Source organism: Sphingomonas sp., assembly GCF_030145815.1.
In the GTDB taxonomy this organism is placed as follows: Bacteria; Pseudomonadota; Alphaproteobacteria; order Sphingomonadales; family Sphingomonadaceae; genus Sphingomonas.
This window is the reverse complement of the sequence record NZ_JAIXHL010000016.1, coordinates 19,212-31,717: the sequence shown is the minus strand read 5'-3', so window position 1 is coordinate 31,717 and position 12,506 is coordinate 19,212. Positions and strand designations below refer to the sequence as shown.

The window sequence follows — 12,506 nt, the reverse complement described above, 5'->3', positions numbered from 1 at the left end:
CTAACCTTCCGAATCGAACTTGTCGCGCTTTCGCTTGCCGAACAACAGGCGGCGTTCGAGGTGGCGGCGCGCGGCGGCGTAATAGGCGTCGAGGAAGGCGCGGTCCTCACCGACATGCGTGCCATGATCGGGACGTCCGAGCTTGCGGCGGATTACGCCGGCAACGGTGACGATCGTGTCGGCGTCATCGCGATGCAGGATATCGGCCAGGCGCTGCACCTCCATCTGGCCGTAGGTTTCGAGTTCCTCGGGCGTGAAGGCGTAACGCTCGATCCGCTCGGGCTCTGCATCGGCGAGCAGGTCGGGCGCGATCTTGGGCCGTTCATTCTCGACCACCCAGGTGCCCGCGATGAGGTCGCCCGCGCGCAGCCGGTCGCGGTTGAACAGCGGGAACAGCATGAAGATCGCGGTCCAGCCAAAGCCGAACAGCGTCAGCCAGCGGCTGCTGAACCCTTCCGCCTGCGCGGTGAGCAGGAAGATGAGGGGCAGGAACACCTCGATCTCACGCGTCAAGTTGCGCGCCAGCACCGCCCCGCCGGTCAACCGCCCGCCGTCGCGCGCGACGACGCGCAGTTTGAGCGCGCGCTTGCCCAGCGTCGCCGCGCGCCCGCCGCTTTCGAACAGGGTGAAGTAGAAATTGCGCAGCAGGAAGAAGCCGAGCAGCCACAGGATCGCCGCGACGCTGGCCGATTGCTGGCTGGTCAGCAGACCCGCCGCTGCGATCGTGAGCGCGATCAGTGCCGCCAGCATGATCGCGGCATCGATGGTGAAGGCTGCGGCGCGCGATCCCGCGCTGGCCAGCCGCAGATGCAGCACCGCTCCCTCGGGCGTTACCAGTTCGCGGACCAGGCGGTCCTTCCGCTCAGCCATGGCGGCGGCGCCCGCCGAGCGTGAAATAGACGACCCAGATCGCGAACATGGTCGCGGCAATGGCGAAGCGCGCTGCGTCAGCAGTGATCAACTGGCGCGCGAACCCTTCGAGCAGGCCGGCGACGAGCAGCATGATGACGACGCCGATCATCACCAGCGCGCCGCGACGGCCGGCTTCGCCAGCGGCGGCGAGGCGGCTGCGTTCGCCGGGGAAGGCGACGGCGCGCCCGATATGCAGCCCCGCCGCGCCGGCGAGGATGATCGCGCTCAATTCGGTCGATCCATGGATCATCAGCCAGCCGGTGAAGCCGACGCCCAGCCCCTTGGACACGAACACAGCGTAAAAGGCGCCGACCATCACGCCATTGCTCGCCATCAGGAACAAGGTCGGGATGCCGAAGGCAAAGCCCAGCGCGAAGGCCAGGATCGAAACCTGGCTGTTATGCGTGAACAGGAAGGTCGCGAAGATTTCCAGGCCGTCATGTTCGGGTGCGCCATAGATCGACTCACGCAACGTCTCGACGCTCGCCTGCATGTTGCGACCGCTGGCGAGCTCACCGGAGACGATTGCGCCGAACCAGCCGGGATCGGCCATGACGAGGAAATAGCCGGCGAGCGCGCTGCCGATGAACAACGCCGCGATGATCAGGATTTCGCCGACCATCCCGCGCACTGCGGCGGGCCAGCCCTGTGCGAAGAAGCCGCCCAACTGCTTCCAGAAGGAGTCGCGGCAGCCATAAAGGATGAAATAGGCGCGGGTCGACAGGCTCTCGAGATAGGCGATCATCGACCCGTCGAGCGAGGTTTCGCGCGCGATCGAGAGCGCCGACAGTGTCGAGCGGTAGAGGCGCGGGAGTTCGAACAGATCCTCGCTCGACAAGCGGCGCGGGGATTTCTTCTCGATCAGGTCGAGCATCGCCTCCAGCCGCTGCCAATCGGCTTCGCGTTCGGCGCGGAACTGGCTGACGCCAAAGACGGTGTTGCTCATGGGCGTTCGCGGTCCCGGACATAGCGCTCGGCGAGCGCGAGGGCGAGGTCGTCGGGCGCGGCTTCGAGCACGTCGATGCCGAGCCGCTTCAACCGCTCGATCACGATCCGCCGCTCGCGCAGCAGGGCGTGGGCGACATTGGCGCGGATCACGTCGTCGGCGGTTTCGGGCCGCGCCTCGAGAAACGCCTCAAGCTCGATATCGCGGAACAGGACGAAGATCAGGCGGTGGCGCTTGCGCATCCGTGCCGCTGCGCCGAGCATCAGTTCGGCGCTGGTCGGATCGGTGAATTCGCTGAACAGGATGATCAGGCTGCGGCGCTGAAGACGCTGGTCGAGCGCGACGAGCGAGAGGGTGAAATTGCTTTCCTGCGCGTCATAATCCAATTCGGCGGCGGTGCGGTGCAGCGTCGCGAAGCCGCGCGCGCCGGTGATGCTGCCCGAATCCGCGGTCGGACGCCCGGCAAACCCGAACAGGCGCACCGTGTCGCCCGATTTGAGCGCGACGAACGATGCGAGCAGGGCGGCGGAGACGGCGCGGTCGATGCGCGGGACGCCGGCGACCGGCTCGCTCATCGTGCGACCGCAATCGACCGCGAAGACGACGCTGTTGTCGCGTTCGGTGCGATATTCGCGGGCGAGGAGCGAAAGGTGGCGGGCCGTTGCCTTCCAGTCGATCGCGCGGCGTTCCATGCCGGGCTGGAAGTCGGTCAGCGCCTGAAATTCGGTGCCGTCGCCGCTTTCGGGACGGATGCGCGCGCCGAACTGGCGGCTGCGCAGGAACTGGCGCATCCCCTGTTCGCGCACGGGGCGAAGATCGGGGAGGATCCGGATGCTGTCATCGGTCGCGGCGCTGCGCTGGCGATAGGCGAGCCCGAGCGGGCCCGATGCGCGCGCCCAGATGCGGGAGAGCTTAGCGGTGCCGCGCCGGGTGGCGGTATAAGTTAGTCCGTTCCCCTCCCGCTTGCTGAAGGGGAGAGGTTCTAGTGGAGCGGAAACGTCCGCCGCATAGGCGAGGCCCGGGGTCGCGCCGGCGAGCGCAACCGTTCCGCCGACATCCACCGCGCCCGGCCCTTCGATGCGCAAGTCATTCGTTCGGATGCGTGGCGCGAACAGGCCGTCGAGCAGCACCAACAGCGCGACGCCCGCTGCCCAGGCGACCGCCAGCAGCCAGCCGTCCGGGCGCACGACGCCCAGCAGCAGCGCCATCGGCGCCGCCACCAGCGTCAGCGCGACCGCCCGCTGGGTCGGAACGATCAACGCGGCGCCTCGACCCGGTCGATCAGCTGGGCGACGATATCGTCGGTGCGGCGGCCGTCGATCTCGGCGGCGGGCGACAGGACGACGCGGTGGCGCAGCAGCGGCTGGGCGAGCAGCTTCACGTCATCGGGGATGACATAGTCGCGGCCCTCCAGCGCGGCGGCGGCGCGCGCTGCTGCGGCGAGCGCGGAGGCGGCACGCGGCGATGCGCCGTGCGACAGGTCGGCATGGTCGCGGGTCGCGCGGATCAGATCGACGACATAGGCGATGATCTCATCCGCCAGCCGCACGGTCAGCACGGTGTCGCTCGCTGCCTTGAGCGCGTCGGGGGTCGCGACCTGTTCGACGCCGCTATCCTCGGGGCGCGGCGAGCCGGTGCGGGTGCCATATTGCGCGACGATCGCGCGTTCGGCCTCGGCATCGGGATAGTCGATCGCCAGCTTGAACAGGAAGCGGTCGAGCTGCGCCTCTGGCAGGGGATAGACGCCCTGCTGCTCGATCGGGTTCTGGGTCGCGACCACGGTGAAGCGGTCGGAGAGCTTCTCGGTCGAGCCGTCGATCGTGACCGCGCGTTCCTGCATCGCTTCGAGCAGGGCGGCCTGGGTCTTGGGCGGGGTGCGGTTGATTTCGTCGGCCAGCAGCAATTCGGTGAACACCGGGCCGCGGCGCAGTTCGAACGACGAGCTCTGGAAGTTGAACAGGCTGGCACCGACGATATCGCCGGGCATCAGATCGGGGGTGAACTGGATGCGACCGAAATCGAGCCCGAGCGTGCGCGCGAAGCTCTGCGCCAGCAGCGTCTTGGCGGTGCCCGGTGCACCTTCGAGCAGGACGTGGCCGCCCGAGAGCAAGGCGATGGTCAACAGGCGCGTGGCGCGTCCCTGACCCACCACGGCCTTGGCCACCTGGGCATCGATCGCCGCACCGAGGTTGCGGACGTCGTCGAGTGTCATGCCTTCACTTCCTTTCGCCAGTCATCCAGCGCCTGTGCGGCGTGGAGCAGTTCGGTTTCGGTGGTCGCCGCGCGCACCCGCTGGGTCGCGCTTACGTAGGAGGTTGTCGTGGGGATCGCGTCGAGTTGGGTATCCAGTGCCTCGCCCTGCACGGTGCGGGGCAAAGCGAGGCGGCGTGCGGCCCAGTCGCGGATCGCGTCGGCATAGGCGCTGCCCCCCTCCCGCGTGCGGCGCGCGCGGCGGGCGAGGCTGACGATATTGTCGATCAGCGCGGCCTTGCCGAACGGCACCGCGCGCTGTTCGCGGCGCACCGGGCCGAAGCGGACCAGGGTCGCGATCCCCGCGAGCAATGCAGCGATGAGCAGCGCGATGCTGACCCCGGCAAAGGGTGGTTCGAACGCCAGCTGGAGCAGGTTGCGACCGCCGCTGCCATAAGGAAGCATCGTATCGAAGATCACGGTGCCGGGCGCTTGCGGATCGAGCCCGGCGAGCATCGCCAGCGTCGCGCGGGCGTTGGCGCGATACGCGAGCCCGTGATTGTTGAGCAGGTCCGGGTCGGCGAGGACGAAGATGTTCTTGCCCGGAATCTCCGCCAGCACCGCGCCGCCATCGGGCGCGGCAATCAGCGGATAGAGCTTGTCGCCGCGCACCGATTGCAGCGCTTCGGGCGGGCGGAAGGGGGGGATGGGCAGGCTGGTGCGGATGACCAACGGTCCGGGCTTTTCGCGCTCAACGCTCGCCTCCGCCACCGGGGCGAGCAGGGCGGCGATGCGTTCGGGCGGGAGCAAGCCGAGCCGCTGTTCGCGCCGGGGGTTGTTGCGCTGAGGTGCGGAAATCCATTTGGGCAGGATGACGAGCACCGGCGCGTTCGGCCCGGCGGCCTCGTCCAATGCGATATCCATTTCGGCGCGCGTCGTGCCGGCATTGGGCGTCAGGACCAGAATGCCCTGCTCGGGTCGGTCCGCCGGATCGCCCGACATGCTGACCTTGCCTCCGGCCAGCTCGACTAATTTGGTCAGGCCGTAAAAGCCGGTGGCGAAGCGCGAGGCGGGGCTGGGGATGTTGCCGCGCTGGCGATCGATCCGGTCGCCATAGGCGCTGACCAGCAGGAAGCCGAGTGCGAGGATGAACCCCGCCGCGACGAGGATCAGCACCGTGCGGGTGCGGAACGGGTTGGCGCTGCTCTTGGTCATCGGCCGAGCGCGAACCCGGCATAGTCGGCGCGGGCGCGTTCCCAGTCGGCTTGACCGAGCGGGTGGCCGGCAAACAGGCTACGCTCCACATCGGCGACGATGCGGCCGAACACGGCGCGGGCGGCGTCGGGCAGCGCCTCGATCCGGGCGATGTCGCGGCTGGTCCAGGACGGGCGGAGCGGATCGCCGCGCCAGCGTTCGATATCTTCGACACTGCGGTGGAGCAGCAGGCGCACCGCTTCGTCATAGCGACCGGTCGCGGCGAGCTGGTCCGCCTCGACCAGCAGCGCGCGGGCGACCGATGCTTCGGGCGCCCAGCCGGGCGTTGCGGCCGTTGCGCCATTGGCGGCCATGCGGTTGGCGAGCCATGCGCGCAGCGGCGGGAAGAGCGCGAAGGCCAGCGCGATCACCACCAATGCGATGGCGATCCACATCAGGACTGTCCAGCCGCCGCCGACCCATTCGATGAAATTGCCGAGCGCCCGGAGCGTGTCCCGCAGCCATTCGGGCATTTCGCGCTGTTCCGGGATGAGCCAGGGGAAGTCGAACTGGATGCTGGCATCGCCTTTGAGCGTGCGATGCGCGGCGTCTGCGCTTGCGGGATCGCCGAACGGCGGCGCACCGGACCCGGCGGCCGCGCCATCGCGTGCGGCGGCGCTTGCGCCCTGTGCCGTCATTGCCGTGAATCCCCCCGGAAGCTGTTGATGCCCTTGGAGCAAATCGGCAAATTGCGCGCAACGCTTTTCGTCCCTAACGTCGCTTGAACGGCGCGGCACATCGACCGCGCGGCATCGAACAGGGAGATTTGCGCGTTGATCCGGATCATCATCGGCACGGCGGCGGCGGCGGCGCTGGCGGCCTGTAGCGCGACCGCGGGACCCAAGCCCAAGAGCGCGGCGTCGGACGCCCCTGCGAAAAAGGGGCCGGGAAAGAACAAGGGGTATGACCACAATCCCTATCCCTCGACCTACAAGCCCTATCCGGGCGTGCCGACGCTGTTGACCAATGTCACGATTCTGGATGGCGAAGGCGGCAAGGTCGAGCGCGGCGCGGTGCTGTTCCGCGACGGCAAGATCGTCGAAGTGGGCCAGAGCATCGCGGCACCCGAAGGCGCGACGGTCATCGACGGCGCGGGGAAATATGTGACGCCTGGCATCATCGATGTGCACAGCCATCTTGGTGACTATCCGACCCCCAGCGTCCAGGCGCATTCCGACGGCAACGAGGCGACCGGGCCGGTTACCGCCGAAGTGTGGGCTGAGCATAGCGTGTGGCCGCAGGACCCCGGTTTCAGCCGCGCGCTCGCCAATGGCGGCGTCACCACGCTGCAAATCCTGCCGGGTTCGGCGAACCTGTTCGGCGGGCGCAGCGTGACGCTCAAGAACGTCTATGCGCGCACGATGCAGGGGATGAAATTCCCCGGCGCGCCCTATGGCCTGAAAATGGCGTGCGGCGAGAATCCGAAGCGCGTCTATGGCAGCAAGGGGCGGATGCCCTCGACCCGCATGGGCAATATCGCGGTCGATCGCCAGACCTGGGCGCGGGCGCAGGACTATAAACGGCGCTGGGACCGCTATGAGGAAAATGGCGGGGAGCCGCCTGCGCGCGACATGGCGATGGACACGCTGCGCGGGGTGCTGGCAGGTGAGATCATCATTCACAATCACTGCTATCGCGCTGACGAAATGGCCATCGTCCTCGATATGGCCAAGGAGTTCGGGTACAAGGTCGGCACGTTCCACCATGCGGTCGAGGCATACAAGATCGCCGATCTGCTCAAGGCCAATGGCACTTGCGCCGCGGTCTGGGCGGACTGGTGGGGGTTCAAGATGGAGTCGTACGACGCCGTCTCCGAAAACCTCGCCATCCTCGAACGCGAGGGTGCGTGCGGCATGATCCATTCGGACGACGCCAACGGCATCCAGCGGCTCAATCAGGAAATCGCCAAGGTTCGCGCCGCCGCCAAGCGTGCGGGCTTCGTGATCCCCGAGGAGATCGCGTGGAAATGGGCCGCGATCACGCCGGCCAAAGCGCTGGGCATCGATCAGGTGACCGGCAGTCTGAAGGCCGGCAAGATGGCCGATGTCGTGCTGTGGAATGGCAATCCGTTCAGCGTTTACACGCGGCCTGAGAAAGTCTGGGTCGACGGCGCATTGCTATACGATATGCACAACCCCAAATTGCGACCGGTATCGGACTTCGAGCTGGGCCAGCCCGGATCGGGAGACGTGAAATGAAGGCGCTGTTGCTAGCCGCTGCGGCGATGGGTGCCGCACTCCCCGCCACCGCACAGACGGTTGCGATTACCAATGCGCGCCTGGTGATTGGCGACGGCTCGGCTCCGGTCGATGGCGGCACGGTCGTGGTGCGCGATGGGCGGGTCGTCGCTGCGGGCACGGGTGTCGCGGTTCCTGCCGGGGTGCCGGTCGTGGATGCCGGTGGCCGCTGGGTGACGCCAGGCCTGTTTGCGGGCTTTACCCGCATGGGCATTGTCGAGGTCGATGGCGTCAGCGAAACCGACGATTCCGCCGCTGGCAACTCGCCCTTCAATGCCGCGCTCGATGTGTCGGCTGCGGTGAATCCCAAGACGAGCGCGATCACGGTCAATCGTGCCGAGGGCATCACCCGTGCGGTGGTTGCGCCCGAAGCCCGCGGATCGATCTTTGCCGGGCAGGGGGCGATCATCGACCTCGGCACCGACATGGATCCGGTGAGCAAGCCGCGCGCCTTCCAGTTCATGGTCTATGGCGAAGAGGGCGCGCGCCGCGCCGGCGGCAGCCGACCCGCCGCGATTGCGATGCTCAAGAATATCCTGTTCGAGGTGCGCGACTATGCCCGCGCGCCGGCGAGCTTTGCCGATCGCGGCAAGGATGCGCTGCTGACCCGCGCTGACGCGCAGGCGCTGGTGCCGGTGGTGACCGGACAGGTACCGTTGCTGGTGCATGTCGAGCGGGCGTCGGACATTCTGGTGGTGCTTGAACTCAAGCGTGAGGTGCCTGCGCTCAAGCTGGTGCTAGTCGGCGTCAACGAGGGCTGGACCGTCGCGCGGCAGATTGCGGCGGCGAAGGTGCCGGTGCTGGCATCGGCGCTGTCGGATCTGCCGGCGTCGTTCGAGCAGCTGGCGGCGACTCAGTCGAATATCGGGCGGATGCAGGCCGCTGGCGTGACGGTCGGTATCGGCATGATCAACGATGACGAGGCGCGGCAGGCACGGCTGGTCAAGCAATATGCTGGTAACCTGGTCGCGCTGACCAAAGTTCCGGGCGCGTCGGGGCTCGACTGGGGGCAGGCGTTCGCGACGATCAGCTCCAAGCCCGCCGAAGCGATGGGGATGGGCGGCGAGTTTGGATCGCTGCGCCCGGGCCGTCGCGGCGACGTGGTGGTGTGGGACGGCGACCCGCTGGAGATCGGAAGTGCAGCGGTGCGGGTGTTCATCGACGGCGTCGAACAGCCGATCGAGACGCGCCAGGATCAGCTGCGCAAGCGCTATTTCGATCCGAAGGAAGGCGCCTTGCCCAAGGCGTATCAGCGCTGACCGCGCCGTTCAAACTGGCCTGTGCGGGCGATGAACCGCGCCGTGCGGGCCGCCCGCGCGATCCCGCCAAATATGCGGCGATCGTGGAGGCGGCCCGTCAGGCGTTCTTCACGCGTGGCTTCCATGCCGCCACGATCGAGGAGATTGCGGCAGCGGCAGGCGTGTCGAAGGTGACGGTCTATAATCGCTTCAGCGACAAGGAGACCTTGTTCGAGGAGGTGATCCGCGTCGAAAGCACGCGGATGGCAGAGGTGTTCGATGCCGGGGTCGCCGACCAGCGATCGCTGGAGGACCAGCTGAACGCCTATGGGGTTGCGCTGCTGACCTTCATGTTCAGCGAGGATCATGTCGCGATCGACCGGGTGCTGCTCAACGAAATCTCGCAGATCCCGACGCTGGCGCGCCGCTTTTACGAGGCGGGGCCGGGTGTGTGTTTCGGGCGGCTTGCCGAGGTGCTGGCCGAAGCGCAGGCACGTGGCGAGGTGGAGGTCGATGACCCCAACCTTGCCGCGCAGGATCTGTGCGGGCTGTGGAAGGGCGCGGCGGACATGGGGCTGAAGCTGGGGCTGGAGCCGCTGCCGACGCCCGAGGCGATCCGCGCGCGGGTCGAGCGGGCGACGCGGCTGTTTCTCAAGATGATCGGATCGAAGCCGTGACGATCGGCGTTATGCAGTGACGGAGGTGCGGACGATGCGGACGATGATGGCTATTTTGACGGGCGCGGCGTTGCTGGCCGGATGCGGTGGCGGTTCTGAGCCGGCTCCGGCTCCGGCGGCATCGCAGACGCCGCTGGTGTTGAGCGACACCCAGAAGCGGATCGTGGACTTGCCGAAGCGGCTGCAGGATGGCGTCATGCTGCGCGCGATCCGCGATGCCGGGCTGGAGTGCCAGACGGTGACCGAACTGACGCGGGTCGAAACGCGCGCCGACCGAATCCGCTGGCGCGTCGTGTGCGATAATACCGAACCCTATGTGGTCGAGATTACCCCAGAGGGTACGGCGCAAATTCGCAGCCGCACCTGACCGGCACCGAGCACAGACACAAATAAGGGGGCGGTCGCGAGACCGCCCCCTTTCAGTTGGGGTTCACTAGGTCAGAGGCCGACGACACCGCCGTCGTTCTTGGTGATCACCACGACCGCAGAACGCGGGCGGGTGCCGGCGGGTGCGGTGCCGGTCGCCTGCGTGGCCGGCCAACTGCTGTCCGGGGCGGCGGGGGTGCCATCTTCGCCCGGATGCTGGATGCCGACGAACAGGGTGCGACCGTCCGGCGTGCTGTCGACGCCGGTGATTTCGCACCCGATCGGTCCAACCAGGAAGCGCTTGAGCGTTGCGTCGGTTGCCAGCGCACCGCGACGGGTGGTCTGGGTCCCGGTCGTGCCGCCGCTGCCGCGGTTGGTGATGGTCACGCTTGCGCCGTCATTGGTGATACCCGGCATCGCGAGCAGCATCTGGTTGTTGGTGCGATCGGTGAAGGCGCCGTCATCGGTCTGGATCCACAGCAGCGGCTTGACCTGGCCACCCGGGTTGCTCGGGCGCGAGAACCACAGGCCGTCCGGGCTGGAGAAGTCGTTGTTCGCGGTGAGGCCCGAAATGTTGACGTCGCTGCTTGCCTCAGCCGAGTCAGCACCGAACAGGTAGATATCCCACACGAAGCTGAGCGCGGCGGGATCGTCGGCCAATTCGCGCAGGCGCAGGATGTGGCCGTTGGGGTTGCCATATTGGTTGGACGCGCCCTTGGGGTCGTTATAGTGGCGCGGGTTGGCAGCGTCGGTGCCGGTGATCGGGCGCAGCGACGCATTGTTGTTGGTCAGCGTCAGGTAGATTTCGCCGGTGACCGGGTTGGTCGCGGTCCATTCCGGACGATCCATCTTGGTCGCGCCAACCGCGTCAGCGGCGAGGCGGGCATTGGTCAGGATGTCGGCCTGGTCGGCAAAGACATATTCGGGATCCGCGCCGACCGCCGGGCGGTTCGGAACCTGACCGAACACGAGCGGGAGCCAGCGGCCCGAACCGTCGGCGCCGAAGCGGGCGACATAGAGCGTGCCGGCGTCGAGATATTTGTCACCGATCGCAAGGCGGTCGGCCGCCTGTGCGTCGCTGGCGGTCCAGGTCGCGTTCGAGACGAACTTGTAGAAATATTCGCCGCGCGCGTCGTCGCCGAGATAGACGGCAAGCTTCTTGCCCGGAACCGGGTTGCCGAACCACGCGCCCTCATGGCCCATGCGGCCGAGCGCGGTGCGCTTCCGCGGTGCCTTGGTCTTGTCATAGGGATCGATTTCGACGACCCAGCCGAACTGGTTCGGTTCGTTGCGCCAATCGGTCGTGGCGCTGCCGCCGACCGTCGCGCGCGCGTCCCAGCGGCGGAACAGCGTGTTGCTGGCGTCGGCCGGGGTCACGGTCGACCAGCCATAGCTGCCGCTGCTGCTGGTGACGCCATAGCGGCGCAGTGCGACGACTTCACGTGCGGTGCGCTGGGCGTCATCGCCGCTGCGGCGGAAATAGCCGGCCCAATTTTCCTCGCACGTGATGTTGGTGCCCCAGAAAGTGTGGCCATTGGCGCAGTTGTTGATCGTGCCGCGACCGGCGGTGCCGTCGGTCGAATGCGGCGTGCGGAGCAGCGCTGCGCCGCGCACCGGCCCGTTGAACACCATCGGGGTGCTGGGCGTAACGCGGCGGTTGAAGGTCGAGTTCTGGACATAGGTCCAGGCGCGGTTGGCGCCTTCGACGACTTCGGTCACCGATACGCCATGCGCTTCCATTTCCTTGAGCGCCTCGCTCTCCGGACGGACGCCGCCGGGCGACGTCGGGCCGGCCGGGTGGAGATACTGGACGTTCAGATTCTCGTGGTTCTGGACGATCAGGCCGCGCACCGAGCTGTTGTCGTCGCGCGCGCCGGTCGACGACAGGCCATACCAGTAGAGGGCGTCGCCATGATCGCCGATGCGGTTTGCGAAATCGGTGTCGGTGCCGTCATTCTTGTAGGCCGGGACGCCCGAAGCGATCGGATCGCCGAGGCGGGTCAGGACGGTGACCGAATACCCGGCCGGGACCGTGACGACGTCGTTGCGGTTCTTGCCAATCGAGGTGAAGCCCATCTCCGCGGCATCCACGGTCACCGTGACGCTTTCGACCGTTGTCTGGCCCGCAGTATCAGTTGCGCGATATTCGAAGCGCAGCGGCGTCGCCGTCCGAACGGCCGGCGCGATGAAGGACGGCGTCGTCGAGGTCGGGTTGGTCAGCGTGACCGTCGGCCCCTGGGTCTGCACCCAGGCCGAGCTCACCGCGCCATTGTCGGTCACATTGGCGGTCAGCGTGACGACGCGACCGGCCTTGGTCGTGCCCGACGAACCGACCGAGATGATGTTGGGGAAGGGGTCCGAGCTGGACGCGGCGCTGTCGCAACCGGCCAGCACTGCGCCGCCGAATACTGCCACCGAGGCCGCCATGGCGCCGGAACGCAGCGCGGCGCGGCGCGAATAGCGCTGGTCGATCATGGCGTTGAGGCTGGGATTGCTGCTCGTGTTGGTATCGACGTCGCCGTCGCTATACGCGAAGCCGTGCGCAGTGAGTTCGGTCATGTCTGTGTCCCCTGACCCCAGGTCCCGTTTGGACTGGGTGCAGAGTCGCTGTGGCCGCAGCGCTTTACGGCGTGATGCAGATTTGCGGACGAACGCGTTGCGAATTCGCGGCATTTTCATGACTGCT

At 67.3% G+C, this 12,506-nt stretch carries 11 protein-coding genes; 4 read left to right on the top strand and 7 right to left on the bottom strand.

All coding sequences use genetic code 11. The annotated features are described in order from the left end of the window. The 6 genes from KYX69_RS14865 to KYX69_RS14840 are packed head-to-tail and all read right to left on the bottom strand — an operon-like array spanning position 1 to position 5,940. The gene (locus tag KYX69_RS14865; RefSeq protein WP_300498600.1) at positions 1–870 is read right to left on the bottom strand and encodes an RDD family protein; all 870 of its coding nucleotides are present in this window, start codon (positions 868–870) and stop codon (positions 1–3) included. Continuing rightward, complete coding sequence (locus KYX69_RS14860; RefSeq protein ID WP_300498599.1) at positions 863–1,858, bottom strand: stage II sporulation protein M; 996 nt, start codon at positions 1,856–1,858, stop codon at positions 863–865. The genes KYX69_RS14865 and KYX69_RS14860 overlap by 8 nt, the downstream gene beginning before the upstream one ends. Then, positions 1,855–3,117 (bottom strand): DUF58 domain-containing protein, encoded by a 1,263-nt coding sequence (locus KYX69_RS14855; RefSeq protein WP_300498598.1) that lies wholly within the window; start codon positions 3,115–3,117, stop codon positions 1,855–1,857. The genes KYX69_RS14860 and KYX69_RS14855 overlap by 4 nt, the downstream gene beginning before the upstream one ends. Beyond that, the gene (locus tag KYX69_RS14850; protein ID WP_300498595.1) at positions 3,114–4,070 is read right to left on the bottom strand and encodes a MoxR family ATPase; all 957 of its coding nucleotides are present in this window, start codon (positions 4,068–4,070) and stop codon (positions 3,114–3,116) included. The genes KYX69_RS14855 and KYX69_RS14850 overlap by 4 nt, the downstream gene beginning before the upstream one ends. After that, positions 4,067–5,263, bottom strand: a complete 1,197-nt coding sequence (locus KYX69_RS14845) for a DUF4350 domain-containing protein (RefSeq protein ID WP_300498593.1) — start codon at positions 5,261–5,263, stop codon at positions 4,067–4,069. Before KYX69_RS14845 ends, KYX69_RS14850 begins: the two co-directional genes overlap by 4 nt. Continuing rightward, the gene (locus tag KYX69_RS14840) at positions 5,260–5,940 is read right to left on the bottom strand and encodes a DUF4129 domain-containing protein (RefSeq protein ID WP_300498591.1); all 681 of its coding nucleotides are present in this window, start codon (positions 5,938–5,940) and stop codon (positions 5,260–5,262) included. Before KYX69_RS14840 ends, KYX69_RS14845 begins: the two co-directional genes overlap by 4 nt. Positions 5,941–6,075: 135 nt before the next feature. On the opposite strand from KYX69_RS14840, the gene KYX69_RS14835 reads away from it, so the two are divergent. From KYX69_RS14835 to KYX69_RS14820, 4 genes are all read left to right on the top strand, one after another. After that, entirely contained in the window at positions 6,076–7,500 is a 1,425-nt protein-coding gene (locus KYX69_RS14835; RefSeq protein ID WP_300498589.1) for an amidohydrolase, read from the top strand. Continuing rightward, on the top strand, positions 7,497–8,798 hold the full coding sequence (locus KYX69_RS14830; protein WP_300498587.1) for an amidohydrolase family protein: 1,302 nt from the start codon (positions 7,497–7,499) through the stop codon (positions 8,796–8,798). The genes KYX69_RS14835 and KYX69_RS14830 overlap by 4 nt, the downstream gene beginning before the upstream one ends. Positions 8,799–8,881: 83 nt before the next feature. Then, on the top strand, positions 8,882–9,454 hold the full coding sequence (locus KYX69_RS14825) for a TetR/AcrR family transcriptional regulator (protein ID WP_300498585.1): 573 nt from the start codon (positions 8,882–8,884) through the stop codon (positions 9,452–9,454). A gap of 46 nt (positions 9,455–9,500) precedes the next feature. Then, a complete protein-coding gene (locus KYX69_RS14820) occupies positions 9,501–9,821 on the top strand; it encodes a hypothetical protein (protein WP_300498583.1) in 321 nt (106 codons plus the stop codon). Positions 9,822–9,892: 71 nt separating this feature from the next. Here the strand turns inward: KYX69_RS14820 and KYX69_RS14815 are convergent, their stop codons facing one another. After that, positions 9,893–12,379: an alkaline phosphatase PhoX gene (locus tag KYX69_RS14815; RefSeq protein WP_300498581.1), complete on the bottom strand. Its 2,487-nt coding sequence runs from the start codon at positions 12,377–12,379 to the stop codon at positions 9,893–9,895. Between the last annotated feature and the right edge of the window lie 127 nt (positions 12,380–12,506).